This window comes from Ruegeria haliotis (assembly GCF_013377785.1).
GTDB lineage: Bacteria > Pseudomonadota > Alphaproteobacteria > Rhodobacterales > Rhodobacteraceae > Ruegeria > Ruegeria haliotis.
Map to the genome: position 1 here is coordinate 298,769 of NZ_JABXWT010000003.1, position 25,728 is coordinate 324,496.

General features: G+C 58.2%; 25 protein-coding genes. 14 read left to right on the forward strand and 11 right to left on the reverse strand.

The genetic code is table 11. From position 1 onward, the window contains the following. Positions 1–6: 6 nt before the first annotated feature. From HW561_RS09950 to smpB, 4 genes are all read left to right on the forward strand, one after another. Positions 7–1,023, forward strand: a complete 1,017-nt coding sequence (locus HW561_RS09950) for a P1 family peptidase (protein WP_176864221.1) — start codon at positions 7–9, stop codon at positions 1,021–1,023. Between the two features lie 114 nt (positions 1,024–1,137). Then, the gene (locus tag HW561_RS09955; protein WP_176864223.1) at positions 1,138–1,551 is read left to right on the forward strand and encodes a c-type cytochrome; all 414 of its coding nucleotides are present in this window, start codon (positions 1,138–1,140) and stop codon (positions 1,549–1,551) included. Between the two features lie 203 nt (positions 1,552–1,754). Next, complete coding sequence (idi, locus tag HW561_RS09960) at positions 1,755–2,297, forward strand: isopentenyl-diphosphate Delta-isomerase (RefSeq protein WP_176864225.1); 543 nt, start codon at positions 1,755–1,757, stop codon at positions 2,295–2,297. Between the two features lie 58 nt (positions 2,298–2,355). Then, positions 2,356–2,832, forward strand: coding sequence for an SsrA-binding protein SmpB (gene smpB, locus HW561_RS09965; protein WP_176864227.1), 477 nt, complete (start codon positions 2,356–2,358; stop codon positions 2,830–2,832). On the opposite strand, the gene glpK is transcribed toward smpB, so the two are convergent. The 3 genes from glpK to panB form a co-directional block, all read right to left on the reverse strand. After that, complete coding sequence (glpK, locus tag HW561_RS09970) at positions 2,829–4,307, reverse strand: glycerol kinase GlpK (RefSeq protein WP_176864229.1); 1,479 nt, start codon at positions 4,305–4,307, stop codon at positions 2,829–2,831. The genes smpB and glpK overlap by 4 nt on opposite strands. Before the next feature lie 71 nt (positions 4,308–4,378). Continuing rightward, complete coding sequence (gene panC / locus HW561_RS09975; RefSeq protein ID WP_176864231.1) at positions 4,379–5,230, reverse strand: pantoate--beta-alanine ligase; 852 nt, start codon at positions 5,228–5,230, stop codon at positions 4,379–4,381. Further along, on the reverse strand, positions 5,227–6,066 hold the full coding sequence (gene panB / locus HW561_RS09980; RefSeq protein WP_176864232.1) for a 3-methyl-2-oxobutanoate hydroxymethyltransferase: 840 nt from the start codon (positions 6,064–6,066) through the stop codon (positions 5,227–5,229). Before panB ends, panC begins: the two co-directional genes overlap by 4 nt. Positions 6,067–6,236: 170 nt before the next feature. On the opposite strand from panB, the gene HW561_RS09985 reads away from it, so the two are divergent. From HW561_RS09985 to HW561_RS10010, 6 genes are read left to right on the forward strand one after another with little or no spacing between them, the layout of a single operon-like run. Continuing rightward, positions 6,237–7,724 carry an ABC transporter substrate-binding protein gene (locus HW561_RS09985; protein ID WP_176864233.1) on the forward strand — a complete coding sequence of 496 codons (1,488 nt, stop codon included), beginning with the start codon at positions 6,237–6,239 and terminating at the stop codon, positions 7,722–7,724. 59 nt (positions 7,725–7,783) lie between these two features. Continuing rightward, positions 7,784–8,854 carry a ligand-gated ion channel gene (locus HW561_RS09990; RefSeq protein WP_176864234.1) on the forward strand — a complete coding sequence of 357 codons (1,071 nt, stop codon included), beginning with the start codon at positions 7,784–7,786 and terminating at the stop codon, positions 8,852–8,854. Between the two features lie 40 nt (positions 8,855–8,894). Continuing rightward, on the forward strand, positions 8,895–9,842 hold the full coding sequence (locus HW561_RS09995) for an ABC transporter permease (protein WP_176864235.1): 948 nt from the start codon (positions 8,895–8,897) through the stop codon (positions 9,840–9,842). Next, complete coding sequence (locus HW561_RS10000; protein ID WP_176864236.1) at positions 9,839–10,654, forward strand: ABC transporter permease; 816 nt, start codon at positions 9,839–9,841, stop codon at positions 10,652–10,654. The genes HW561_RS09995 and HW561_RS10000 overlap by 4 nt, the downstream gene beginning before the upstream one ends. Then, a complete protein-coding gene (locus tag HW561_RS10005; RefSeq protein ID WP_176864238.1) occupies positions 10,651–12,249 on the forward strand; it encodes an ABC transporter ATP-binding protein in 1,599 nt (532 codons plus the stop codon). Before HW561_RS10000 ends, HW561_RS10005 begins: the two co-directional genes overlap by 4 nt. Before the next feature lie 46 nt (positions 12,250–12,295). Further along, complete coding sequence (locus tag HW561_RS10010; RefSeq protein WP_176864240.1) at positions 12,296–13,747, forward strand: aldehyde dehydrogenase family protein; 1,452 nt, start codon at positions 12,296–12,298, stop codon at positions 13,745–13,747. A gap of 15 nt (positions 13,748–13,762) precedes the next feature. On the opposite strand, the gene HW561_RS10015 is transcribed toward HW561_RS10010, so the two are convergent. Together HW561_RS10015 and pncB are read right to left on the reverse strand one after the other, a co-directional pair. Further along, positions 13,763–14,902, reverse strand: a complete 1,140-nt coding sequence (locus HW561_RS10015) for a hypothetical protein (RefSeq protein ID WP_176864242.1) — start codon at positions 14,900–14,902, stop codon at positions 13,763–13,765. Between the two features lie 74 nt (positions 14,903–14,976). Then, complete coding sequence (gene pncB / locus HW561_RS10020; protein ID WP_176864244.1) at positions 14,977–16,269, reverse strand: nicotinate phosphoribosyltransferase; 1,293 nt, start codon at positions 16,267–16,269, stop codon at positions 14,977–14,979. 164 nt (positions 16,270–16,433) lie between these two features. On the opposite strand from pncB, the gene HW561_RS10025 reads away from it, so the two are divergent. Beyond that, positions 16,434–16,964 carry a hypothetical protein gene (locus tag HW561_RS10025; RefSeq protein WP_176864246.1) on the forward strand — a complete coding sequence of 177 codons (531 nt, stop codon included), beginning with the start codon at positions 16,434–16,436 and terminating at the stop codon, positions 16,962–16,964. Here the strand turns inward: HW561_RS10025 and pncA are convergent. Then, a complete protein-coding gene (gene pncA / locus HW561_RS10030; RefSeq protein ID WP_176864248.1) occupies positions 16,961–17,554 on the reverse strand; it encodes a bifunctional nicotinamidase/pyrazinamidase in 594 nt (197 codons plus the stop codon). The genes HW561_RS10025 and pncA overlap by 4 nt on opposite strands. A 96-nt stretch (positions 17,555–17,650) precedes the next feature. On the opposite strand from pncA, the gene trhO reads away from it, so the two are divergent. Both trhO and HW561_RS10040 read left to right on the forward strand, forming a co-directional pair. Beyond that, on the forward strand, positions 17,651–18,556 hold the full coding sequence (gene trhO / locus HW561_RS10035) for an oxygen-dependent tRNA uridine(34) hydroxylase TrhO (RefSeq protein WP_176864250.1): 906 nt from the start codon (positions 17,651–17,653) through the stop codon (positions 18,554–18,556). 65 nt (positions 18,557–18,621) lie between these two features. Further along, on the forward strand, positions 18,622–19,125 hold the full coding sequence (locus HW561_RS10040) for a potassium channel family protein (protein ID WP_176864252.1): 504 nt from the start codon (positions 18,622–18,624) through the stop codon (positions 19,123–19,125). Here the strand turns inward: HW561_RS10040 and HW561_RS10045 are convergent, their stop codons facing one another. Next, positions 19,126–19,455 carry a hypothetical protein gene (locus HW561_RS10045; RefSeq protein ID WP_176864255.1) on the reverse strand — a complete coding sequence of 110 codons (330 nt, stop codon included), beginning with the start codon at positions 19,453–19,455 and terminating at the stop codon, positions 19,126–19,128. A gap of 188 nt (positions 19,456–19,643) precedes the next feature. Between HW561_RS10045 and betB the strand changes: the two genes are divergently transcribed. Continuing rightward, complete coding sequence (gene betB, locus HW561_RS10050; RefSeq protein ID WP_176864257.1) at positions 19,644–21,098, forward strand: betaine-aldehyde dehydrogenase; 1,455 nt, start codon at positions 19,644–19,646, stop codon at positions 21,096–21,098. Positions 21,099–21,593: 495 nt separating this feature from the next. Here the strand turns inward: betB and HW561_RS10055 are convergent, their stop codons facing one another. From HW561_RS10055 to HW561_RS10070, 4 genes are read right to left on the reverse strand one after another with little or no spacing between them, the layout of a single operon-like run. Beyond that, positions 21,594–23,738, reverse strand: coding sequence for a hypothetical protein (locus HW561_RS10055; RefSeq protein ID WP_176864258.1), 2,145 nt, complete (start codon positions 23,736–23,738; stop codon positions 21,594–21,596). Beyond that, the gene (gene motA / locus HW561_RS10060) at positions 23,735–24,604 is read right to left on the reverse strand and encodes a flagellar motor stator protein MotA (RefSeq protein WP_176864260.1); all 870 of its coding nucleotides are present in this window, start codon (positions 24,602–24,604) and stop codon (positions 23,735–23,737) included. The genes HW561_RS10055 and motA overlap by 4 nt, the downstream gene beginning before the upstream one ends. Positions 24,605–24,651: 47 nt before the next feature. After that, positions 24,652–25,236 carry a MotE family protein gene (locus HW561_RS10065; protein WP_176864262.1) on the reverse strand — a complete coding sequence of 195 codons (585 nt, stop codon included), beginning with the start codon at positions 25,234–25,236 and terminating at the stop codon, positions 24,652–24,654. Further along, a complete protein-coding gene (locus HW561_RS10070) occupies positions 25,233–25,727 on the reverse strand; it encodes a hypothetical protein (RefSeq protein WP_176864264.1) in 495 nt (164 codons plus the stop codon). Before HW561_RS10070 ends, HW561_RS10065 begins: the two co-directional genes overlap by 4 nt. Between the last annotated feature and the right edge of the window lies 1 nt (position 25,728).

The window sequence follows — 25,728 nt, forward strand, 5'->3', positions numbered from 1 at the left end:
GAACTCATGATCCCCGGACCCAGAAACCTGATTACCGATGTTCCCGGCCTAAGGGTCGGCAACGCACAAGATGACGTGCTGAAATCAGGTGCCACTGTTTTGACGGCGGATGACCCGTTCATCGCCTCGGTCCATGTCATGGGCGGCGCGCCGGGAACGCGGGAAACCGATCTGCTGGCCCCGGACAAATCCGTAACCCGGGTTGACGCCATCACCTTGTCAGGCGGGTCGGCCTTTGGGCTGGATGCGTGCTCCGGGGTATCGGACGCACTGCGAGCCCAAGGTCGTGGGTACCCGGTTGGCGCTGCGGTGGTGCCGATTGTGCCGGGGGCAATCCTGTTCGACCTGTTGAATGGCGGAGACAAGGGGTGGACAGAAAACCCATATCGCGCGTTGGGGCGCGCCGCGTTTGAAAATGCCTCTGACAGTTTTGCGTTGGGCACTGCGGGCGCGGGCACCGGTGCATTGGCTGCGATGCACAAAGGCGGGCTTGGATCAGCCTCAGTTGTACTGGACAACGGGGTCACTGTCGGAGCGCTGGTTGCGGCCAATCCGCTGGGCAGCGTTACAACGCCGGGCGATCGGTATTTCTGGGCCGCGCCCTTCGAAATGGACGATGAATTCGGCGGATTAGGGCCTGATCTGGCCTCCGGTTTGGGCCGTCGCCCCGTCAGCCGCAAGGCCAAGGCGATGCGACCTGCCGAACCGGATAAGGCCAATACCACGATTGCCATCGTCGCCACCGATGCTGCGCTGTCCAAACCGCAATGTCAGCGGTTGGCCGTTGCGGCGCATGACGGTATTGCCCGCGCCATCGTGCCTGCCCATACACCGGGCGACGGAGATCTGGTGTTCGGCATCAGCACCGGTGCGCGGCCACTGGCAGCGGATACCGAGATGGGCCTGATCGGGCATGCGGCGTCGCTGTGCCTGTCGCGGGCCATCGCCCGGGCCGTGTACCTGGCGACACCGGCCGCAGGTGACCTGCTACCATGTTGGTCCGAGTTACATGACATCGGTTAAGGCGCGGCGGATTTGTCGCGGCTAAATTGGGCCTTCACGCGGCAATCCGCGCGTTGACTCTCTGCTGTCTCGGCTTACCAGTTTAGGCAGCCAAAATGTATCGGAGCAATAACTATGAATCGCATCCTCGCTACCGCAATCGTCGGTTTGCTGGCCGTGCCTGCTTATGCAGAAGGCGACGCAGAAGCTGGCAAAAAGACGTTCAACAAGTGCAAATCCTGCCACATGATCGCCGACCCTTCGGGTGAAGCCATTGTCAAAGGTGGCAAAACCGGCCCGAACCTGTATGGCATCGCTGGCCGTACCGCAGGAACCCTCGAAGGGTTCAAATATGGTGACAGCATTGTTGCCGCAGGTGAAAACGGGCTGGTCTGGGACGAGGCGACTTTTGTAGAATATGCGCAGGACCCCAAAACCTTTTTGAAGACTTATCTGGATGACACCTCTGCCAAGTCGAAAATGACCTTCAAGCTGAAAAAAGGTGGCGAGGACGTTTACGCCTATATCGTGAGCGTATCTGGCGAATAACGCCAAAACGGTTCCATTTGAATGACTGCGAAAAGGCCGCAGCCCCTGCGGCCTTTCGTGCGATTGATCAATCGAAACATCAGCGCCACTCTGTGTTCAGCCGGGGCAAGTCACGTTTTGCCAACGGCAATGCCAAGCCGATCCGGCCGCAGCCAAATCCTAAATTCCCGCCTGACCGGCGGACCGGCAGCAGGAGACAACAGATGGGAATCATGATCCCGGCCTGGGTTGATGGCCAATTGTCCCCCGTGGACAAATTGGAGGCGCATGAAAAAGGCCTCAAGCATAAGGCGGTATCCGTCTTTGTGGTGCGGGGAACCGAGATTCTGTTGCAACGCCGGGCGCTGGGCAAGTACCACACGCCGGGCCTGTGGGCGAATACCTGCTGCACCCATCCGGACTGGGACGAAGGTTCTTCGGTCTGTGCCGTGCGTCGTTTGCGTGAAGAACTGGGGATCACCGGCCTTTATCCGGAATACCGCCACCGGCTGGAATATCACGCCGATGTTGGCAACAACATGGTCGAAAACGAGGTCGTCGATGTATTTCTGGCCCATGTCCGCGGCCCGCTGAAAATCGAGCCTAACCCGGACGAAGTGATGGATATCCGCTGGATCGACTACCACGATCTGCTGGCCGAGGTGCAACGCCACCCGGACCGCTTTACCCCATGGCTCAAGATCTATCTGCACAGCCACGCGGATACGATTTTCGGCCCGGATCTGATCATTTCGGCCAAATCCTGATGCGTGTGGTCAATCCCTGCCTTGCATGGCCGGTGCAAGCGGCCTAAATCAACGCGTCATGGCCAAGCAAAAGACAGACCCGAATTACAAAGTGATTGCCGAAAACCGGCGTGCCCGTTTCGATTACGCGATCGAAGACGATATCGAGTGTGGAATCATGCTGGAAGGGTCCGAGGTCAAATCTCTGCGCGCGGGCGGATCGAACATCGCAGAAAGCTACGCCTCGGTCGAAAACGGCGAGCTGTGGCTGGTGAACAGCTATGTCGCGCCTTACGAGCAGGCCAAGGTGTTCCGGCACGAGGAACGTCGCCGACGCAAGTTGCTGGTCTCGCGCAAAGAGCTGTCGAACTTGTGGAATGCAACACAACGCAAGGGCATGACACTGGTGCCGTTGGTTATGTATTTTAACCACAAAGGACTGGTCAAAATTAAGATCGGCATCGCCAAGGGTAAGAAAACCCATGACAAGCGCGAAACCCAGGCCAAGCGGGATTGGTCACGCCAAAAGCAGCGGCTTTTGAAAGACAACAGTTAGAACGCCATCGCCGCCTGAACCGCGCGTTGCCAACGGGCATAGGCTGCGTCACGCTCGGCCTCGGGCAGGTCGGGGTCGAACCTTTGGTCCAGCCGCCATGTTTCGGCAAACCCGTCCTGATCAGGATAAATCCCCGCCCTCATCCCGGCCAGCCACGCTGCGCCCAATGCGGTGGTTTCCTGCATTACGGGACGATCAACAGGCGCGCCCAGATAATTTGCCAGCCCCTGCATGGCCCAGTCGGAGGCGCTCATCCCGCCATCAACGCGCAGGATCACATCCGCCTCGGCGCCCCAGTCGCCTTGCATAGCGTGCCACAGATCGCGGGTCTGGAAGGCGATGCTTTCCAACGTGGCACGGGCGATCTCGGCCCGGCCTGAATTGCGGGTGAGCCCGAACATAGCGCCGCGGCAGTCAGGCTTCCAATAGGGCGCACCAAGGCCGGTGAAGGCCGGGACAAGCACCACATGCTGGTTCGGGTCGGCCTGCGCCGCCAAATCGCCGCTTTGCGGGGCGGACTCGATGATCTGCAACGCATCGCGCAGCCACTGCACGGCAGCGCCCGCGATAAAGATCGACCCCTCCAGCGCATAGGTCCGCTGTCCGTCCAACTGATAGCCAATCGTGGTCAGCAGGCGGTTCTTGGACGCAACCGGCTGTGCCCCGGTGTTCAGCAGGGCAAAACAACCCGTGCCATAGGTCGACTTCATCATACCGGGTTGAAAACAGGCTTGGCCGATGGTCGCGGCCTGCTGGTCGCCAGCAACGCCCAGGATCGGGATGTTGCCGCCGAAAAGCGAGGTGCTGCCGAAATCAGCCGCACAGTCCCGCACGTCCGACAGCATGCCCAAGGGGACATCCAGCAGATCGCAGATTTCCGTGCTCCATTCGCCTTTGTGGATGTCAAACAGCAGCGTACGCGCTGCGTTGGTCGCATCAGTGGCATGCACGTCACCTTCGGTCAGTCGCCAGATCAGGAAACTGTCGATGGTGCCGAACATCAACTCTCCGGCCTCGGCGCGGTCGCGGGCGCCCGGCACGGTATCCAACAGCCATTTGACCTTGGTGCCCGAGAAATAGGGGTCCAGCAGCAGGCCAGTTTGGGCGGTGACATCATCTTCGCACCCGGCTTGACGGTAGCGGGCACAGATTTCGGCTGTGCGGCGGTCCTGCCAGACGATGGCATTGTGGATGGCCTTACCGGTAGCGCGGTCCCAGACGACGGTGGTTTCGCGTTGGTTGGTGATGCCGATCCCCGCGATTTGCGCAGGCGTCACGCCGGTTGTCTTGATGACCTCGCGGCAGACGGCCAGAACGCTGTCCCAGATGTCTTCGACATCATGTTCGACCCAGCCTTCCTGCGGGAAATGCTGCGGAAACTCGTGCTGTGCCGTGCCAACACGCTGCATCTGCGCGTCAAACAGAATGGCGCGTGAGGACGTCGTGCCCTGATCGATTGCCAGAATATAGGTCATGCCTGCGCTCCTCCCCCGTTTCGTTTCGCGGGACTTTAGCGCAAACACCGGCGCGCGTGCCAGAGCAGAAATCAGGTTGGCGAGACAGGGATGTTGTCGATCAGTCGAACGCCATCGGCCCAAGCGGTGATGAACAGCCGAGCCGGGCGAGAAGCGTGGGGTAAATCTTCCAGTGTCTCGGCACAGCGCAGGTCAATATACTCAACTTCGGTAAAGCCGGCTTCGATCAATGCGGCCTCTGCCTTTTGCGCCAGCGGAGCAAACGCATGACCCGCAGCAAGTTGATCTGCAAGATCTCGCATGATGCCGCTTTTCTTAGCCGCAATCAGCAACCCCTCGGGCGACAGCAGCAGATTTCGGGACGACATGGCAAGCCCCGAGGGTTCACGCACAGTCGGGCAACCGATCACCTCGATTGGGATATCCAGATCGCGGGCCATGCGGCGGACGACCATCAACTGTTGATAGTCCTTTTCGCCGAAATAGGCTCGATCCGCCTGCGTTTGCAGGAACAGTTTGGCCACCACGGTGGCGACACCGTCAAAATGACCGGGACGGAAAGGCCCCTCCATCATATCGGTCAGGCCCGAGACGATCACCGATGTCGAGAAGCCTTCCGGGTAGATCTCATCCGGGTCCGGAACATAGATCGCATCGACGCCGTAAGGGGCTAGCTTTTCCGCATCCTCAATTTCGGTGCGCGGGTACTTTGCCAGATCCTCGGGGTTGTTGAACTGTTTGGGATTCACAAAGATCGTGACGATCACCCGGTCGCAATCGGCTTTTGCGGCCTCGACCAGAGACAGATGCCCCTGATGCAATGCGCCCATTGTAGGCACGACGCCGATCGTCCCGTCCTTGCGGTGCCAATGCGTGGTCAACGCACGCAAATCTGCGAGGCGGCGCAGAATGGGTGCGGTCATGATTTAGGGCCCTTCGTCGGAGCGTGATCCGCAAAGACATGCTCAGCCGCAGGGAAGTTACGCGCGCGGACTTCGGCTGCGTATTCCGCGATGGCGGCTTCGGCCAACGGACCAAGATCGGCATAACGTTTGACGAATTTTGGCTTGAAGGCGGTAAAAAAGCCCAGCATGTCGTCCACCACCAGAATTTGCCCGTCACACCCGGCAGAGGCACCGATGCCGATCGTCGGGATTGCGATGCCGGCGGTGATCTGGTCGGCCAGACCCTGCGGAACCTTCTCTAACACGACGGAAAACGCACCTGCTTCGGTCACGGCATGGGCATCGGCCAGTACGGCCTCGGCCTGCTCGTCGCGGCCCTGTACCTTGTAGCCACCCAGTGTGTTGATCGATTGCGGTGTCAGGCCGATATGGGCCATGACCGGGATGCCGCGCTTGACCAGAAAGCGGATGGTGTCGGCCATCTCGACCCCGCCCTCAAGTTTCACCGCACCGGCGCCGGTTTCCGCCATCAAATGGGCCGCGTTGCGGAACGCCTGTTCCGGGCTTTCTTCGTAACTGGCAAAGGGCATGTCGATGACCATCATGGCCGCTTCCAGCCCACGGGCCACGGCTTGTCCGTGCAGGATCATCATCTCCATTGTCACGCCAAGGGTCGAGGACAGGCCGTGCAGCACCATGCCTACGCTGTCGCCAACCAAAACAAAGTCGCAGTGATTGTCCATCAACCGGGCCATGGGCGTTGTATAGGCGGTCAGGCTGACCAGAGGGTCGTCTCCCTTTCGGGCGCGGATATCCTCGGCGTTTGGGGCTTTTTTGCGGGCTGTGGCGCTCATGATCGCTCCTGCGGGGTTCATGTTGCAGTGCGGCATAGCAGATCGCATGAGGTCATAGAAACCCCGGTTGCGCGAACATTTCCTTGAATGACCCAAGGTTTACAGTGAGATTATTGAAAGAGGGACCCGCAGAATAGCGGGCGATCCCATTTCAGCGGGGAGAGAATCTCATGACAAAGCAGACGTTTCGGACTTTTGCTTCGGTGCTGGCGCTAGGCGCCAGCGTTCTGGCGGGCCAGGCTTTTGCCAAATCCGACATCAAGATCGCGATGCAGCTGGAACCGCCGCATCTGGACCCGACCAGCGCCGCCGCGCAGGCCATCGATTCGGTGGTCTACACCAATGTGTTCGAAGGCCTGACCCGCTTTATGGGTGACGGCTCGGTCGTGCCGGGATTGGCAGAAAGCTGGGAGATCTCGGATGACGGCACCGTCTATACATTCAAACTACGGGATGGCGTGACCTTCCACGACGGCACGGTGATGGATGCCGAGGATGTCAAGTTCAGTCTTGATCGCGCCATAGCCGAAGACAGCGCCAACGCGCAGAAAGCCCTGTTTGCCGGAATTGAAAGCGTCGAGGTTGTCGATCCGCTGACCGCTAAGGTCACCTTGTCGGAGCCGAACGGAAATTTCTTGTTCAACATGGCCTGGGGTGATGCCGTGATTGTTGCGCCCGAGAGCATTGATAACATCAAGACCAACCCGGTCGGAACTGGCGCATTCACCTTTGGCAACTGGGTTCAGGGCGATAGCATTACCTTGAACCGCAACCCCAATTATTGGGGCGATGAGCCCGCGTTAGAGACTGCAGCATTCAAATTCATCTCGGACCCCACGGCTGCCTTCGCCGCGATGATGGCCGAAGATGTCGACGTGTTCGACAACTTCCCGGCGCCGGAAAACCTGCCTCAGTTCGAGGCGGATCCGCGGTTTCAGGTGCTGGTCGGCTCGACCGAGGGTGAGACGATCTTGTCCACCAACAACATGCAACCGCCGTTTGACGACATCCGTGTGCGCCAGGCGCTGGCCCATGCCATTGATCGTAAGGCCATCATTGACGGGGCGATGTTTGGTTATGGCACACCTATCGGTACCCATTTCGCACCGCACAACCCGGCCTATGTAGATCTAACCGGAGAGTCCGCCTATGACCCTGAAAAAGCCAAAGAGTTGTTGGCAGAGGCCGGGTTTGCGGACGGGTTCGAGACTACGTTGCATCTGCCACCTCCATCTTACGCCCGTCGCGGTGGGGAAATCATCGCGGCGCAACTGGCCGAAGTTGGCATCACGGCCGAGATCATCAATGTAGAATGGGCGCAGTGGTTGGAATCGGTGTTCAACGGCAAGGATTTCGGCCTGACCATCGTCAGCCATACCGAACCGATGGATATCGGGATCTATGCGCGACCCGACTACTATTTCCAGTATGACAGCACCGATATGCAGGCGTTGATGGACACGCTGAACACGACCACCGACCCGGAAGAGCGGGCAAAACTTCTGGGTGATGCGCAGCGCCTGATCTCGAACGATTATGTCAACGGATATCTGTTCCAACTGGCCAAGTTGGGTGTGGCCAAGGCCGGCGTGCAGGGCCTTTGGAAAAACGCACCCACCGCTGCAATTGATCTGACGGTGATCCACTGGTCCGAGTGAACCTGCGCCGGGGCTGCGACGCAGCCCCGGCCTATGGATTCTTTTGAGTAGGATTGAACATGAAATTGGCCCGCGCAATCTGTCTGATTGGTCTGGTCGCTAGTCTGGCTGCCATCTGGGGTGGGCAGTCGCAGGCGCAAAACGTGCTTGGTGGAGGGATTGAGACGCTGGTCGGCACGCCGGAGAACCCGCTCGACGTTGGCATCGGTATCAAGATCGACCAGATCACCAGCGTCGACCAGAAGGCCGAGAACTATGGCGCTGTAGTCATTCTGCGCGCTGAATGGGCCGACCCGGCGCTGGCCTTCGACCCCGAAGAGTTTGGGCGCGACATTCGGGTCTTCAACCCATCGGCACTGGTTGAGCATGCGACGGATATCGGGGCAGTGGTGCCCGCCTTTGTCATTCACAATCAACAATCCAACAAATGGATCCACGAATCCGCGGCGTCTCTGCGCTCGGACGGGCGTGTTTTTTACGTCGAGAAATCCTCGCTGACGTTACAAGCCCCTTATTTTGATTTTCGAAACTACCCCTTCGACACGCAGGAATTTCATTTCGATATCGTCTCGGTGTTTCCGTCCGACTACGTATCTTACTATCCGCTGAACGAGCTTTCCGGCCTCGGTGATCTTCTGGGCGAAGAAGAGTGGATTTTGCAAAATGACAGACTGGAGACATCTCAGGTCATCGGTTTGTCGGGTCGGGAAAGCGATCAGGTTGCGTTGGTTTTCGAAGGCAAGCGGCATCTGACATACTATGTCATTCGGGTATTTCTGCCGATGCTGGTGCTGGTCAGCGTGGGTTGGGCCCTGTTCTTTCTGGATGAATACCGTAGGCGGATTGAGATTGCCGGCGGTAACCTGTTGGTCTTTGTGGCCTTCAACTGGGCGATATCCGCAGACCTGCCAAAGCTGGGTTACCTGACATTTCTGGATTTCATCCTGCAATGTATGTTCCTGATGACCGGGGCGCTGATCGTTTTCAACGTCGCATTGCGAAGGCTGAAGGTATCCGGCAGGGAAGGGACGGCGAGAAAGCTGGACAATTACGCAATCAAATGGATCTATCCGCTGGGTTACGCGGCCATCGTTGGCTATGCGGTTTTTGCCTATCTGTTGGTGCCTTAGGTGCTGGACCCGTCCCCTATGCAACCTTAACGTATCGGTAATGCTACGCTATTCGCTTAAACGCCTGATCTCTTTGATCCTCAGCCTCGCTGTCGCCTCGGTGGTGATTTTTACGGTGATCGAGGTTGCCCCGGGGGATCCGGCGACCTTCATGCTGGGGGTGAACGCGCAGCCCGATACACTGGCGGCGCTTCGGGCCGAGCTTGGGTTGGACGCCTCGAAGCTACAGCGATATGTCGATTGGGTCGGTGGGATGCTGACGGGGGATTTTGGCACCTCGTACACTTATCGCACACCGGTGTCGCAGATGATCGCGGATCGTATGTGGGTGTCTCTGCCGCTGGCGCTTTATGCGCTGACGCTGTCCACATTGATTGCCTTTCCGGCGGGGATCTATGCGGCTGCGCGACGCGGCAAACCGGGTGATCTGGCAGTAATGGGCGCAACGCAGCTGGGCATTGCGGTGCCGAATTTCTGGTTCGCCATGATGCTGGTGCTGATCTTTGCCATCAACCTGCGCTGGTTTAATGCCGGTGGCTTTGCGGGTTGGGACAACGGACTTTGGACCGGGTTGCAATCCCTGACATTGCCCGCCATCGCGCTGGCGCTGCCGCAGGCCGCGATCCTTGCCCGTGTCATGCGTTCGGCCCTGTTGGACATCCTGGGCGAAGATTTCATGCGCACCGCCCGCGCCAAGGGCCTGTCCCGTCGTCAGGCGCTGTGGCGGCACGGGATGCGCAACGCGCTGATCCCGGTGCTGACCATCATCGGGTTGCAATTCTCCTTCTTGCTGGCCGGGTCGATTATCATCGAACAGGTGTTCTATCTGCCCGGCCTGGGCCGGTTGGTGTTTCAGGCGATCTCGGCCCGGGATCTGATTGTGGTGGAGTCGGTGGTCATGCTGCTGGTCTTTGCCGTGATCACCGTGAATTTCCTAGTCGACCTGGCCTATGCCGCTGTCGATCCAAGGTTGAGGAGCCGGACATGAGCCGCAATTTGATCCTCGGCCTGTGTCTGTCGTCGCTGGTTCTGTTGGCCGCGCTGATCTCTTTTGTCTGGACGCCGTACAGCCATGCTGCGCTGAATATCCCGGCCAAGTTGCAGACTCCCAGCCTGCAGCATTGGTTTGGTACAGATCATTTTGGGCGCGACATGTTTTCCATGATCATGGTCGGCGCACGTACTTCGATTGCCGTGGCAACGGTGGCTGTGGGTATCGGAATGACGCTGGGCGTGCCCTTGGGACTAACTGCCGCCGCGCGAAAGGGATCGTGGCTGGACGAGGTGATCATGCGCGGCAATGATATGGTCTTTGCCTTCCCGTCGCTGGTCATCGCCATCCTGATCACGGCGGTGTTCGGAGCGGGGGCGATCAACGCCATCATTGCCATCGGTATCTTCAATATCCCCGTTTTCGCCCGCATCACCCGCGGCGCGGCCCTATCCCTGTGGGAGCGTGAGTTCATCCTCGCGGCCCGTGTTTCGGGCAAGGGGGCAGCAAGGATTTCGGCCGAGCATATTTTGCCCAATGTGGCCAATCTTCTGATCGTGCAGGGAACCATTCAGTTCTCGCTGGGGATACTGGCCGAGGCCGGTTTGTCGTATGTCGGTCTGGGCGCGCAACCTCCGACGCCAAGCTGGGGGCGGATGCTGGCCGATGCACAGACAATGGTCAGTTTTGCCCCGCATTTGGCTCTGATTCCGGGATTTGCCATCATCGTGACGGTGTTGGGTCTGAACTTGCTGGGGGATGGGCTGCGTGACTGGCTGGACCCTCGTATCAGGGTGGCCCGCGCATGAGTTTGCTGCAGATCGAAAACCTGTCGCTGGCTATTCACGGTGTGGACATCTTAAGGGATGTCAGCCTGTCCATCGATCCGGGACAGATTGTGGCGGTGACCGGCGAAAGCGGGTCGGGCAAATCGATGACCGCTTTGACCGTGATGCAACTGCAACCCAACGGTGCTGTGGCCGAAGGGTCGGTTCTGTTGGACGGGCAGGAACTGCTGAATCACCCTGAGGCCGAGATGTGTCGTCTGCGCGGCGCTTCGATCGGTATGGTGTTTCAGGAACCGATGACTGCCTTGAACCCGGTCAAGACAATTGGCGATCAGGTGATGGAAACGATCCTGATCCACAAGGCAATGCCGCGGAACCAGGCACGGGACCGCACACAAGAAGTGCTGACCCGCGTCGGCCTGCCAGTCGACAGGCTCCCGCTGTCGCGCTATCCGCATGAGCTGTCTGGTGGTCAACGACAGCGCGTTGTGATCGCAATGGCCATTGCCTTGCGTCCCAAGCTGTTGATCGCGGATGAGCCGACCACGGCATTGGATGTCACCACCCAAGCGCAGATCCTTGATCTGCTCAAGGGGCTGGTTACGGAATATGGTATGGGGCTGCTGATGATCACGCATGATCTGGCGGTTGTCTCAGAAATGGCCGACCAGATTGTCGTGATGCGCCGGGGCGAAGTGGTCGAGGCTGACGCTACGGCTGATCTGCTGCGCAACATGCAGCATCCATATACCCGCATGTTGTTCGAAGCATCTGGTCACCACGTCATTCTGCCAGAGGTCCCGCAGACATACCCGCTGCTTGAGGTCGCGAACGTGGTTCGCGACTATCGACTGCCACGTAAACGCCTGTTCGACGCGCCGGGTCAGCATCGCGCTGTCGATCAGGTGAGTTTCACACTCAATAAAGGCGAACGTCTGGGGTTGGTCGGTGAATCTGGATGTGGAAAATCGACCCTAACACGCGCAATTCTTGGGTTGGAAGAGATACAGCAGGGTGAAATTCTGCTTGATGGTCAGCCGGTTTTTTCCAGCCACAAACCCAATCTGGACGTGCGGCGCAGAATGCAGGTGGTGTTCCAGGACCCGTTTGGCAGTTTCAACCCCCGCCATCGCGTCGCGCGTTTGATCACCGAACCGTTTCATCTGCTAAATACTCCTCCCACCGGATCAGACCGGCAGGATCGTGTGGCCGAGATATTAAAGGCCGTGGGGCTCCGTGCTGACGATGCGACCAAGTATATCCACGAATTCTCGGGCGGGCAGCGTCAGCGCATTGCAATCGCCCGGGCGCTGATCATCCGACCCGAACTGATCCTGTTTGACGAGGCGGTCTCGGCCCTTGATGTCTCGGTCCGGGCGCAGATTCTGGATCTGCTGGCCGAGTTGTGCGCGGCTTATGATCTGACCTATTTGTTCATCAGCCACGATCTGAGCGTTGTTCGCACAATTACCGATCGGGTGTTGGTGATGCAGGCCGGGCAGATCGTCGAACAGGGCGAGACCGAGCATGTCTTTGGCGACCCGCAGCATTCTTACACGAGGGCATTAATTGCTGCCGCGCCTCAACTGCCTGAAATCGGCAAAGGTGCCGCATAAAAAATACCGTTTGACCTTTAATTAGAGCCAAAAAATGGAGCGACCTATGACTAGCCCACTCTGGTTTGATCCCAGTCTCTGTTTGATTGATGGTGCATGGAGTCCGCCCCTATCAGGTCAGAACCTGCCGCTGATCAACCCGTCCGACGGGTCGGAACTCTGTTGGATCGCGCGGGGCGGAAAGCCCGACATTGACGCCGCCGTCAAAGCAGCGCGATCCGCGCGGGAAGGCGACTGGGGTCGCATGACCGCGCTGGAGAGAGGGCGTATCCTCAGCCGGCTTGGTCAATTGGTGTTGGACCGCGTGGATGATCTGGCGCTGCTTGAGGCGATGGATGTCGGCAAGCCATTGACGCAGGCCCGGGCCGATGCCGTGGCGCTGGCGCGGTATTGCGAATTCTACGGTGGGGCGGCGGACAAGGTGATGGGCGAGACCATTCCTTATCTGGATGGCTATACCGTCTATACCCTGCGCGAACCGCATGGGGTGACGGGCCATATCGTGCCGTGGAACTATCCGATGCAGATCATTGGCCGCTCGGTCGGGGCGGCATTGGCTATGGGCAATGCCTGCGTATTGAAACCGGCAGAAGAGGCGTGCCTGACCGCGCTGGCCTTTGCGCATCTTGCGTTTGAAGCGGGTCTGCCATCCGGCGCGCTGAATGTTGTACCCGGATTGGGGGCCGAGGCGGGCGCGGCCCTGGCAGGGCATCCGGGCGTCGATCACATCTCTTTCACCGGATCGGTTGCCACCGGGGCGCTGGTCCAACAGGCAGCGGGGCGCAACGTGGTGCCCGTGACGCTGGAGTTGGGGGGCAAATCCCCGCAACTGGTCTTTGACGATGCTGATCTTGATGCGGCTCTGCCATTTCTGGTGAATGCAGGTATACAGAATGCGGGGCAGACATGTTCGGCATCCTCGCGCATTCTGGTGCAGCGCGGTGTGTACGAGCAGGTCAAATCACGTATGGCCGACGCTTATGGTCAGTTGACGGTCGGTCCCGCAGTGGCGGATTTGCGGCTCGGCCCTTTGATTTCCAGCAGGCAGAAAGAGATTGTTGCAGGGTTCCTGGAAAAGGGGGCGGACCTGACGATTACCGCGCAGGGCAAAATTATCGACGATGCGCCGACGGCGGGCGCATATGTGAAGCCTACGCTATTCTCAGAAGTGCCCCCCGATCATGTGCTGGCGCAGGATGAAATCTTCGGTCCTGTTCAGGTATTGATTCCCTTCGAAACTGAAAAAGAGGCTCTAACATTGGCCAATAACACCGATTACGGCCTGGTGGCCAGCATTTGGACTTGCGACGGGGCACGGCAAATGCGGCTGGCGAAACGACTGCGTTCGGGTCAGGTGTTCATCAACAACTACGGCGCCGGCGGCGGTGTCGAACTGCCATTCGGAGGGGTTGGAAAATCCGGTCATGGCCGCGAAAAGGGGTTCGAAGCGTTGTATGGGTTCTCGCAGCTCAAGACGGTAGCTGCTTACCATGGCTAGACCGAGGGTCGATCCCTACATCAGCATATTCTCAATCCTGTCGCTCTGCCAGGTGTCCGATTTCCGCGTGTCCGAATGCCCGCCAAAGTATTCACCAACCTGCCGCTCCTGCTTAAGGTGGGCTTCTGCAGGGAATTTCTGGGCGCCGCCGTCCGCATGGACAACGAAATCGAACCTGACCCTGGCTGCGTAGGCTTCGGTAATATTGCCGTGCAAAAGATTGTATTTGTTCCAATGCACGGGACAACTCAGAAACAGAACCCGGCGCAGCTTCAAACCTGATTCAGCTGCCTTCATGACCACATTCCCACCATGGCTGTGCGTGACCACGTCGCAGCCCTCCAGTCCGTGATACCGTACCCAAGCCGTGAAATTCTTGGCGGCCACTGCCCGCCCGCGATCGGACCAGCGCCCTTCCCATTCAAAGAAATCGTCGCCCGAGTAGATGTCGTTGCGGTGTGGGTGAATGTATCGATGTAGGTCTCCGGTTGCGGGGTAGTACCAATCTGGATCCGGGTTGAACTCGAAATGGGTGCCATGCACCAGTATCAACCCCGAGCGACGCTGCGGACCGGGGCCTGGCTGTACTGGTGTGTCAGGTAGAGGTTGCGGCGTCCCCGCCGCGAAGGCTTGAAAAAGAGACCAGAACACGTCGCGCGTGAGGTCCGAAAGACTGTCGAACCGCCGCGCGAACCACTCAAATCGAGCCAGTGGCGTTAACGAGTCCAACTCAAAAACTTTGAGGCCCGAGCTTAACGATGCAACCCGGACCAAGCCGTCCGGAGCGGAAAGACCGTATTTCACGGCGGCCAGAATGTCCGGGGTCGTGCCTGATTCTTCGGCCGCCTGAATCAGTTCAGCCAATTGAAAATAATAGGCTTCTGGCGCGTTTATGGCACGTTCGATAGCGCCCTCATCGCTTGGGCCCGGCACCGAGGGTGCAGCGACCCGGCCTTCAAGTTGTTGGATGGGCGTTTTCAAGTTGAATCCGAGCTCAGCCGCATCTTCGTCCGGGAACGTGTAGTCCAACGCTTCTATTGGTGTGGTCAGAACCGTAGCCCGGCTGATCAGATAAGCCGCAATCGTGTGCAGGCCTCTTTCATCGCGCTCCAAAAATGCAGTTTCAAGGGTAACGGGGTTTTCGACACCAGCCATAGTGTTCTCCAAATACCAAAACTATTCCGGTACTATAGCACACAACATCAAATACTTGGTCGAAGGTTGACGTCCTAAACGATCACCTCGATCGCCTCCTGCGCGCCAACACCAAACACCCGCTTATACCGGTCGATCTGATCCGCCGGTCCCATCGCCTTGTGCGGGTTGTCCGAAAGTTTGACCGTCGGGCGACCATTGGCGGAAACGGCTTTGCAAACCACGGAAAATGGCGCCAATGCGTCATTGGGAACAAACCCGCGGAAATCATTGGTCAGCAACGTGCCCCAGCCAAAGGAAACCTTGGTGCGATGCGCGAACTGACTGTGCAGTTCCTTTATTTTCTCGACATCCAGCCCATCCGAGAAGATGACCCGCTTTTGCATCGGATCCTCGCCGCGTGATTTCCACCAGTCAATCGCAATTTCAGCCCCGGTTGCCGGATCGCCGCTGTCGATGCGAATACCGGTCCAACCAGCCAACCAGTCGGGCGCGTGGTCAAGGAATCCCTTGGTGCCATATGTGTCCGGCAAAATGATCCGCAGGTTTCCGTCGTGTTCGTCGTGCCAGTCGCTCAGCACGTCATAAGGCGCTTGGGCCAGCTCTGTGTCACTTTCGGCCAGGGCAGAATAAACCATCGGCAGTTCATGCGCGTTGGTGCCGATGGCCTCAACCTCGCGGCGCATGGCGATCAGGCAGTTCGAGGTGCCGGTAAAGGACTCCCCGAGCCCCTCCATCATTGCCTGAACGCACCAGTCCTGCCACAGGAACGAATGCCGCCGCCGCGTACCGAAATCCGCGATCCCAAGGCCATCGATGGTTCCCAACTGTTCGATCTTTTGCCAAACACGGGTCATCGCACGGGCATACAGCACCTGCAGTTCGAACCGGCGCATGTCGTTCAGAACGGCGCGGGACCGCAACTCCATCAGTACGGCCAGCGCCGGGATTTCCCACAGCATGACCTCGTGCCATTTGCCTTCGAATGTCAGTTCGTACTGATCGCCTTTACGCTCCAGGTGGTAGGGCGGCAGGCGCATGTTCTCGAACCACTCCATGAAATCCGAGCGGAACATCTGGCGTTTGCCATAGAACATGTTGCCGCGCAGCCATGTGCTCTCGCCGCGGCTGAGGCTGAGCGTACGGATATGATCAAGCTGCTCGCGCAACTCTCCTTCGTCGATCAGATGGGCAAGTGGTACGTGATTCGACCGATTGATCAGCGAAAACACGACATCCGTTTGAGGCTTGTTTCGAAACACTGACTGACACATCAGCAGTTTGTAGAAATCCGTATCGATCAAAGACCGCACAATCGGGTCGATCTTCCATTTGTGATTGTAGACACGGGTCGCGATGTCGACCATGGGGAACTCCTGCGATTTCCGTTGTTAGATCAATCGGCACGGTGAATGGCAAGAGTCGCTGATTTGGTGACAATGCCAGTATGACGTCACAATGCGGGCATATTGTTTGATCTTATCACCGACTACTGAGGGGGCGGGATGGACGAAAAGGTTGAATTTGGTGAATGGGTCTCGAGTACGATTTTGATATTGTAAAGAAAGCATTGGACCACACTGATCCTGAGCTTGCGAAATCGGGCGCTGCGGAAGGCGTCGAGGTGCGCGCACTGTTTCGGGACATCAAGACGGCGGATGCCTTGCGCGGCGCGTCGCCCAAGGTTCGCAAGATGTTTCAGGATGCGGGCTTCGGACTGGACGCCCATGACAGCGGTATCGCGCCCGGCGTTTATCCATCCGAAGACACGCCAGAGCGGGAGCGTATCTTGCGTGCCCTGTTTGAGAATATCAAAGGGCGGGGCGTTCAGGGCGAATATTGTGGTGAGTTCGACTTCTGGCAGTTCCTCGGTCATGTCAAACGGGCGCAGCCGGGGAATGGGGTCGTCCGCTCGGCCCCTGTTCTGCAGGAACCGCCGCAACGCGACCAAGCCAAACCTCAGAAACGCGCTGTGCCCGGGCGGATCGGTTTCGCCCTTGGGTTGGCCGTCATTCTGTTTGTTGTGTTCAAATTTCTGGCCGCCGCTGGCGCGTCGCCCTAGGTTAGCGTCACGCCCGCGTCGCGCATTGCCTGCTCGGCCGCTGCAAGCGACCCGTCCATATCGATTGCCCGGCACGCGTTTAGTGGAACCGTGACGTCAAACCCCAGTTTTGCGGCATCCACCGCCGAATAATGAACGCAGAAATCGGTCGCCAACCCGACCAGGGTCAATTTGGTAATTCCGCGAGAGTCCAGGTATCCTTTCAGACCAGTTGGTGTTTTCTGATCGTTTTCGAAAAACGCCGAATAGCTGTCGATATCAGGGCGAAACCCCTTGCGGATGATCAGATCGGCATGTGTGCGAAGATCGGGATGAAAATCGACGCCTTCGCTGCCCTGAACACAATGATCGGGCCACAGAACCTGCGGGCCATAGGGCATGTCGGTCATCTCGAACGGGGATTTGCCCGCGTGGGAACTGGCGAACGAAGAATGGTCCGCCGGGTGCCAGTCTTGCGTCAGGATTACCGCATCGAACTCGTCCATCATGTCATTGATGGGGGCCACGATCTCATCCCCGCCGGGCACGGCGAGGGCACCGCCGGGACAGAAATCGTTCTGGACATCGATTACGATCAGGGCATGGGTCATGGCAGCCTCCTTTGACTGCTTTATCGGTAGGGGGCCGGGCGCAAGCCGTCAATCCGATCTCTTGCGACTCTGTGCCCGCGGGTTTAGACCGCGCGCATGTACACAATTGCTGCCCTGTATCACTTTACCCGCTTCCCGGATCACGCCGCGCTGCGCGAGCCCCTGTTAGACCTGTGCCGTGCGCAATCCGTCAAAGGCACTCTGCTGCTGGCACAAGAAGGGATCAATGGCACTATCGCAGGCCCCCGTGCGGGGATCGATGCGGTGCTGGCCCATATCCAGGCTCTGCCGGGTTGCGCAGATCTGGATTGGAAAGAGGCGACCTCGGATCAGCCACCTTTTGGCAAGATGAAAGTGCGTCTGAAGCGGGAAATCGTGACCATGGGTCAACCGGACGTCGATCCGCGCGCCCGCGTTGGCAACTATGTCGAGCCGGAAGAGTGGAATGATCTGATCCGCTCGGACGATGTAGTCGTGATTGACACACGCAACGACTACGAGGTGGCGATCGGCACGTTTGAGGGCGCAATAGACCCTGAAACCGCCAGTTTCCGTGATTTTCCCATCTGGTGGGAGAAGAACAAGGACCGCTTTCACAATAAGCGCGTCGCGATGTTTTGCACCGGTGGAATTCGCTGCGAAAAATCCACCAACTACCTGCTGGGGCAAGGAATCGAGGATGTCTATCACCTGAAAGGCGGCATCCTGCGTTACCTTGAAGAGATGCCCGCCACGGGCAGCACTTGGCAGGGCGACTGTTTCGTGTTCGACAACCGTGTCTCGGTTGGGCACGGGCTGGTCGAAGGGCCGCATAAACTGTGCCACGGCTGTCGCCGCCCGATCCTGCCCGAAGATGTGAAACGACCCGAATATGAGCATGGCGTCTCTTGCCATGAATGCATCAACGAGACGTCCGAGGCGGACAAGATGCGGTTTCGCGAACGGCAAAAGCAAATCGTTCTGGCGCGCACACACGGGGCTGAACATTTGGGGTCAGACTGAATTCGGGTTGCGAGTACCCGCGTGACACTGGATGATCGCTGGCAAGTCAGCTTGCCGGAGTGTCCATGTCCCGTGAACCCAGAACCTTGGAAGAATGGAAATCCACGCTTGTCGCGGCACTTGGGCTGGTCATTGCCAGTTTTCTGGCCTGGTACGGGCTGTCGCGCCTGAGCGAGGCCGCCGCCGGCGATACCATCGGCACCATCGCGGCGGTGGGGCTGGTGATCTGGATCGTATCGCAATCCTGGTTCTACATGACTCAGGTGAAATCCCCGCGTCGGCTTTTGTTTCTGATGGGCGTGTCCTTTATCCAGGTGGTGCCGTTCCTGTTCGCCGCCGTGTACGGCGCCTTTGGCTATCAGGATCTTTGCGTCCTTGGCGCGCAAGGGCCTGCCGACGCGCTGTATTTCTCATACGTCACATTCACAACGGTCGGGTATGGCGATCTGTCTCCTGTCGGTCTGTGTCGCGCTCTGGCTGCGGCCGAGGCTGTGACAGGCTACATCCTACTGGGGCTTTTTGTTGCCGCGGCGGTCACTATTTATTCGCATACCCACAATCGCAGCTGATCAACGGTTCTGATCGATCCAGCGTGACATCCTCTGTTTGTCGCGGAAACATTCAGACGGAATCGGGCGCCGTTTGCTGCGTGAGATACGCTCGGCAAAGGCGATCTGTTTGCCGGATGGATAGTTGGCAAAGGGGGACGGGTCCTGCGGTTTGTGCGCCGAAATCCAGTCTGACATCGATTTGCGGTCGCGTTGTGCCTCGACCGGAATCTCAAGCGCGGTTTGTTCGGCAATCGCGCGGGCATAGCGCATCTGCCGGTCCGTGACCGGCAATAAATAGTAATCGTTGCTGGGTGTATCGAACCAGCTTTGACGGGCAGCGTGGGTCATAACTCGAAAACCTCCGTTCCACCTGAAGAACTTTGTGGAACAAATATAGAACATTTATGGAACTTTTTCAAGATTTCCGCCGGTCGTGGCACTTTTTGCGCCGTTTCCCAACCAGCCTGTCCCGTCGTCTTGCGACTAAAATCAGCGCGCGTTATCTGCGCGTCCAAGGAATATCAAAGGACGATTCCATGAAATTTCAACCCACGGCCAGTCACTTCATCGATGGGCAATATGTAGACGATTCTGACGGTGCCGTGATCGACGTCGTCTATCCGGCCACGGGCGAGGTCATCGCCCGCCTGCATTCCGCCACACCAGCCATTGTGGACAAAGCTCTGAACAGCGCCAAATCCGCCCAAGCGGCGTGGGCCGCTATGTCGGGAACCGAACGGGGCCGCATCCTGCGCCGCGCCGCCGATATCATGCGTGACCGGAACCGCGAGTTGTCGATCCTCGAGACTCACGACACCGGCAAACCCCTGCAGGAAACGCTGGTGGCGGATGCGACTTCGGGTGCGGACGCATTGGAATATTTTGGCGGTCTGACCGCATCGCTGACCGGTGAGCATATCCCGCTGGGCGGCGGCGACTTTGTCTACACCATCCGCGAGGCGCTGGGCGTGTGTGTCGGCATCGGCGCATGGAACTACCCGACCCAGATCGCGTGCTGGAAAGGGGCTCCGGCGCTGGCCTGCGGCAACACGATGGTTTTCAAACCGTCCGAGACGACCCCTTTGTCGGCGCTGCAAGTGGCTGAAATCCTGATCGAAGCTGGCGCGCCCAAGGGTGTCTACAACGTGGTTCAAGGGTACGGAGACGTTGGTGCCGCGCTGGTGACCGACCCGCGCGTAGCCAAGGTGTCGTTGACCGGATCGGTCCCGACTGGCCGCAAAGTCTATGCCGCTGCGGCGGATGGCATGAAGCATGTGACGATGGAATTGGGCGGCAAGTCCCCAATGATCGTGTTTGATGACGCTGACATTGAAAACGCCGTCTCAGGGGCAATTAACGGGAACTTCTATTCCTCGGGTCAGGTGTGTTCAAACGGCACCCGCGTCTTTGTGCAGAAAGGCATCAAGGACGCCTTTTTGAACCGTCTGTCTGAACGTCTGGCAACCGCGAAAATCGGGGATCCTCTGGATGAAGAGGTCAATTTTGGCCCGATGGTCAGCGAAAACCAGATGAATATCGCTTTGGGGTATATCGAAAAAGGCAAAGCGGAAGGCGCGCGGCTGGTCTATGGTGGCGCCCGGATCGAGGGCGACGGGTTCTATATGCAGCCGACAGTCTTTGCAGATGTGACAGACGACATGGCCATTGCGCGCGAAGAGATCTTCGGGCCCGTCATGTCGGTGCTGGATTTCGATACCGAGGAAGAGGTCATGGCTCGCGCCAATGACACCGAATTTGGATTGGCGGCTGGTGTCTTTACGAATGACCTGACCCGCGCCCACCGCATTGTGGCTGGGTTCGAGGCTGGCACCTGTTACATCAACACCTACAACCTCGCCCCGGTCGAAGCACCGTTTGGTGGGTCAAAGATGTCTGGTGTCGGTCGCGAGAACTCAAAACTGGCCATCAATCATTTCAGTGAAATGAAGATGGTTTATGTTTCGATGAACGATGTCGAGGCGCCGTACTGACAAGCCTTTGACCGGTATCAATTCTGGTCTTGTGTACCCTGTTCCCGACACTGGCGTCGAAAACAGGGTACACGCCCATCCCGACTTTTAGCTGGCTTTCCTGCTTGGGTAATCATCCCACAGCAACCGCACATGGTCACGATCTTGACCGTCCGCCCACTCGAGTCAGCGAACCCACGTTGCTGAAAACGACTGCTCCATACGGTTACGACAAGATCGCTGGGCTGGTGCCGAGATCGCCGCCTCAGAACATCGTGTTTCGAAGCCCCATGATGTTGCGCTCACAGTTTCGATGATAAAAGACGATGCGATCACAAAAGATCTGCAAGCTCAGCGCCAATCGTCCGAGATGCGCGCGTAGCCGATATTGCCGCAGTGACCTAGCTCTGGATCAAGCATGACACCTAAGCATAGCCTTTGCGCTGGGACGCAAGGCAATCTCCGTGCCGCTACGCAGACGGTCGAGGGTCACTTTGCGCTCCAGTGATCAGTGCATTACTCCTGCCGGACGGTTTTGAGTAATTCGGCAATCTGTTGGCGGGCGGCCTCGCTATCTCTGAGCATGTTGGCAGCATCCGCTAAGGGTGTATCCAACAATCGGACCGGCGGGTTGGACAATGCTTGTGTTGTTTCGTTCAGATCGGCGAATTTCCCAACCGCCTCTGCGTCGATCAGTTCCCGTAACCCCGCCAGCCAAAAATAACGGTTCGCAGCGCCCGTATCGCCGAGATCGCGCAGCATCCCACCAGCTGACGCAAAATCTTCGATCGCATCCATGGCCTGCACCCGTAGCGCGGCAGCATCTTCGGAGGTATCTTCCGCCAGCTCCAACATCGCCTGATGCGGGCGGCCATTCATCAGGGCCGCGCGCGCGCGCAGCCGTGCCCGATCCGATCGCCTGGTAGTATCGTGTTGCCTGTTGGCAAGGGCAAAGGTTTGGGTCGCAAATCCAAGCGAGGCGAAACGCTCAGACAGGGCGATGGCGGTATCAATCGTCAGCGCATCGACCATATCCGAAGGCATCTCCAGGGTTTGGCGCAAAAATATCACGTCATCTGAACGTTCAGCAAGCAATTGCAGATGCCGGTTCAGTGTGCCTGCCGCGTCGTCGCCTTGTGGAAGGGCGCGCACCAGATCAAACGCAGTGTCAAATTCGTGGCTCAAACCCAGAGCAATCGCATGTGTTCGCATCATCAAGGGGCCAATTTCCGAACGCCGGAACTCTGTCGCGTAAGAGGCGGCCAACCCAAGTTCCTGCGAGGACACTGCCCCCCGATCCGCCCAACGTTTTTCCACTAAACGCGCAAGGGCCAAGGGGGCCTCAATCGCCGCATCCGGGGCGGCAATGATTTCGGTTAGCAGGGCTTCGGCGCGCGTGTCGTCGCCTTCGGCTTCGGCGACCTCAGCCTTGGCCTGCGAAACGTCCGGATGCCCGTTCCGCTCGACGCGATCCACCGAGCGCAATATGCGACGCGCAGCCTCCAATTCCTCAGCGTCGACAAGGATTGAGGAAAGCCGTGGCCCAAGGTTGCGCCTGAGGTGATCGGGCAACCGGGCAAAACTTTGTTCAACCACCTCCAACCGAGCATCGGATGCCAAGGCTTGTTCGGTCAAAACGGCCCAAAGCGCCGCGTCACTGTTGCAGTGTTGCAAACCACCAAACGGGTTCGGCGCTATGGTCTGGCGCTCATCCACGACCCGAGCAATCGTAGACACCCACGCCGCGTCAGAAGGTTGCGTTTCCAGCAAGCCCAACACACTGCTCGCCTCGGCGCCAAAGCCATGAAATGCATAAAGTTTGGCGAGGTCTACGACCCGAGCGTCGTCAAGCCGATCGAATTCGTGAAACAATCCAGCCCTGAATTCTGCCACCTGATCGGGGAACGGGCGTGCATCAGACCAGCCATTAAAGCCAAGCTCGGCACTTGAAAAACAGATCGGTTTCGCTTCGATTTGCGGAAATTCAGCTCTTGGCAGACCGACCAGATCATCAAGAACCGTGGAAAGACTGACGTTCGAGCTCAAGTCTGGCGGCAACGTCGTGCTTTCCGCCGTTAAGGAACTGCGGGGTCCGATGGGGGCCAGATTAAGATCAAGGATATGCCGATCAGCCCCTTGCAGCAGACGGATCGACAATTGGTCCTTAAATCCTTGCCCATTCCGATTCAAAAGCGACAGATTCAGCGCCGCCACCGGGGCAGGGGTCTTGGGCGGTTGTACATTTTGGACCTCTTGCCGTGAAACCGGCAGCGGAATATCAGCGATCAGAGGCGGTAGCGATGTGCCGGGTTCGATGTCCACGACAATCATCGATTTTTGGAACAAAAAGGCCGATGCCACGCAGTCGCATCCGAATTCCATCTCAAGCGCGGCCCCGGGTTTGGTCTGCGACAGGGACGCTAGGCGGTTTGTCGATAGTCGACCAAACACCGGGCCAGTCCGATAGGTGACGTCATCCATCGCGACGGTCAGTCGCGCGCCGTTCTTGCGTTGCGCCAGAACCCAATCGGTACCCGGCGGCACATTGAAGACAAGCCGCGTGTAGCCATCATGCTCGCCCGAGCGCACGGTAATTTCCTGAGACGCCGCGCCTGTTGCCATCGTGATGAGAAGCGAAGCCAAGACACAAGTTCGGGTCATGCCGCCGCCTGCTTGAGTTCCTTCAACGCGTCTTCAAGTTCGGAAAAGCCGGGGCGGTTGTGGGTTGGAGTGTTCTGACGGCCGACCTCGATGCACATGGCGGCATTATGGTTGTGCAGATTGGCAACGAGGACCTCTTTGATCAGTTGATAGAAGTGGTTGTCCTCTTCCACGACGGACTTCAGCTTGCCCGAAAACGGACCAACCAGCCCATAGGCAAGAAAGACGCCCAAAAAAGTGCCGACCAGCGCGCCGCCGATCAGCTTCCCAAGCACTTCGGGTGGTTGGTCAATCGAACCCATCGTCTTGATCACACCCAGTACGGCAGCAACGATCCCAAGCGCCGGAAGGCCATCCGCCACGGTCTGTAAGGCGTGGCTGGAATGCATGGCGTGGTGAAAATTGGTCTCCATCCGCTTTTCAAGAACTTCCTCGACCTGATGCGGATCATCATAGTTCATCGCGGCGGATCGCATCGTGTCGCATATCAGATCAACCGCTTCCTTGTCGGCCATGATTCTGGGATAGGTAGAAAACAGGGTCGAGTTTTCGGGGTCTTCGATATGTTGTTCCACCTCGACAGGGTTCGCACGTGCGATTCGGATCAACGAAAATAGCAGACACAGCAGGTCGCGGTAATCCTCGGGTTTCCATTTCGGTCCCTTGAAGACTTTACCCATGTCTTTGAGTGTGTGTTTTACACCCCCCATATCGTTGCTGATCAGAAACGCACCAACGGCGGCGCCACCGATCATCATCATCTCAAAAGGAAGCGATTTCATAATGATGGCCATCTTACCGCCTGCGGCCAGATAACCGCCGAACACCATCACGAAAATGACGACAATTCCAACAACTCCAATCATTTGCGATCTCCAGCAATTTCCAGCACAGGTTTGGGGAACACGGGCGCTTACTCCTGCGGGACAGTGGCGTTGCGACCCGCCATAACGACGCTGATCGTGTATGCCGCCTCGGGGCTGAGGCCAGCCAGCACGCCCGCTGCCGCATCCGGGGGCATGCGAGACAGGAAACCAGCCGCAAAAGTTGGGTCCATGGTTTCGAACAATGCAGCGGCATCTTTGGGTTTCATGCTCTGATACACGTCCGTGAGGCGTGTCAGATCGGTTTCAGCCGCCTTGTCCGCGACCGCCAATGTCGCGCGCAGGGTTTCTTCGGCTTCTTGCAGGGCGACCAATCGCGTCTCGATCGCGAGGTCTGCAATCTCCAACGCCTTTTCCATATCGCGCAAAGCGTCTTCACGTTGTTTCACGCGCTCTTCACGACGCAGAAGTTCTGTGAGGACAACTTGAACATCGCGCGTGTCAGCCATTGCTGATGTGTTGTCGGTTTGCTGAGGCTCTGCTGACTTTGCGAGGGCTGGACCGGCCTCCAACCCCACCCGGATGGCAGCCGAGCCAATCATCAACAAGGAAATTACCGTGAGGACCCCGCCACGTGGGCGGTTGCGCCCCTTGCTTGCCGGGGTGCTGCTCATTTTGCGGCCTCGCTCTGCTTGCGATGATGTCGAAAGAACATCAACCCTTCCGGGGCCTTGGTGGGAGTGTCAGGCGCGGTCTTGTTTTCCAGTTCGGGCGCGGCGGGCTCTTTGTCCTCCTCCTCGACCTCCGGTTCCACCGTATCTTCGGGCTGATCGTCCGAGGCTTCGGCTTCTGCGGCTGTCGTCGACTCGGTATCCTCATGCGGGATCACGTCATGCATCGAAGCCATCATGAGTTCCAGGCGCTGCGCCACCGTTTCCGCGCGCTGGGTCAGCTCCTTTAACGCGTCACCAGAGCGATCAGATGACGACCGTGCGCTATCCAGAGATTTTTTCAACTCATCCGCCTGCGAGGACAGGACGGCAACCGCACCACCCACACCTTTTTCCAGATCGGTAAACCGTTTGAGCCGTCGCGACAGCACAAAGCAATACAGGCCCGCGCCCAATGCGCCGGCGACCAGCAAAATATCCGCAATCAGCTCCAAT

Bases quoted from the DNA above. Each gene is read 5' to 3' on its own strand.
- HW561_RS09950 (WP_176864221.1), top strand. From the start codon at position 7: ATGATCCCCGGACCCAGAAACCTGATTACCGATGTTCCCGGCCTAAGG.
- HW561_RS09955 (WP_176864223.1), top strand. From the start codon at position 1,138: ATGAATCGCATCCTCGCTACCGCAATCGTCGGTTTGCTGGCCGTGCCT.
- idi (WP_176864225.1), top strand. From the start codon at position 1,755: ATGGGAATCATGATCCCGGCCTGGGTTGATGGCCAATTGTCCCCCGTG.
- smpB (WP_176864227.1), top strand. From the start codon at position 2,356: ATGGCCAAGCAAAAGACAGACCCGAATTACAAAGTGATTGCCGAAAAC.
- glpK (WP_176864229.1), bottom strand. From the start codon at position 4,307: ATGACCTATATTCTGGCAATCGATCAGGGCACGACGTCCTCACGCGCC.
- panC (WP_176864231.1), bottom strand. From the start codon at position 5,230: ATGACCGCACCCATTCTGCGCCGCCTCGCAGATTTGCGTGCGTTGACC.
- panB (WP_176864232.1), bottom strand. From the start codon at position 6,066: ATGAGCGCCACAGCCCGCAAAAAAGCCCCAAACGCCGAGGATATCCGC.
- HW561_RS09985 (WP_176864233.1), top strand. From the start codon at position 6,237: ATGACAAAGCAGACGTTTCGGACTTTTGCTTCGGTGCTGGCGCTAGGC.
- HW561_RS09990 (WP_176864234.1), top strand. From the start codon at position 7,784: ATGAAATTGGCCCGCGCAATCTGTCTGATTGGTCTGGTCGCTAGTCTG.
- HW561_RS09995 (WP_176864235.1), top strand. From the start codon at position 8,895: ATGCTACGCTATTCGCTTAAACGCCTGATCTCTTTGATCCTCAGCCTC.
- HW561_RS10000 (WP_176864236.1), top strand. From the start codon at position 9,839: ATGAGCCGCAATTTGATCCTCGGCCTGTGTCTGTCGTCGCTGGTTCTG.
- HW561_RS10005 (WP_176864238.1), top strand. From the start codon at position 10,651: ATGAGTTTGCTGCAGATCGAAAACCTGTCGCTGGCTATTCACGGTGTG.
- HW561_RS10010 (WP_176864240.1), top strand. From the start codon at position 12,296: ATGACTAGCCCACTCTGGTTTGATCCCAGTCTCTGTTTGATTGATGGT.
- HW561_RS10015 (WP_176864242.1), bottom strand. From the start codon at position 14,902: ATGGCTGGTGTCGAAAACCCCGTTACCCTTGAAACTGCATTTTTGGAG.
- pncB (WP_176864244.1), bottom strand. From the start codon at position 16,269: ATGGTCGACATCGCGACCCGTGTCTACAATCACAAATGGAAGATCGAC.
- HW561_RS10025 (WP_176864246.1), top strand. From the start codon at position 16,434: ATGGGTCTCGAGTACGATTTTGATATTGTAAAGAAAGCATTGGACCAC.
- pncA (WP_176864248.1), bottom strand. From the start codon at position 17,554: ATGACCCATGCCCTGATCGTAATCGATGTCCAGAACGATTTCTGTCCC.
- trhO (WP_176864250.1), top strand. From the start codon at position 17,651: ATGTACACAATTGCTGCCCTGTATCACTTTACCCGCTTCCCGGATCAC.
- HW561_RS10040 (WP_176864252.1), top strand. From the start codon at position 18,622: ATGTCCCGTGAACCCAGAACCTTGGAAGAATGGAAATCCACGCTTGTC.
- HW561_RS10045 (WP_176864255.1), bottom strand. From the start codon at position 19,455: ATGACCCACGCTGCCCGTCAAAGCTGGTTCGATACACCCAGCAACGAT.
- betB (WP_176864257.1), top strand. From the start codon at position 19,644: ATGAAATTTCAACCCACGGCCAGTCACTTCATCGATGGGCAATATGTA.
- HW561_RS10055 (WP_176864258.1), bottom strand. From the start codon at position 23,738: ATGACCCGAACTTGTGTCTTGGCTTCGCTTCTCATCACGATGGCAACA.
- motA (WP_176864260.1), bottom strand. From the start codon at position 24,604: ATGATTGGAGTTGTTGGAATTGTCGTCATTTTCGTGATGGTGTTCGGC.
- HW561_RS10065 (WP_176864262.1), bottom strand. From the start codon at position 25,236: ATGAGCAGCACCCCGGCAAGCAAGGGGCGCAACCGCCCACGTGGCGGG.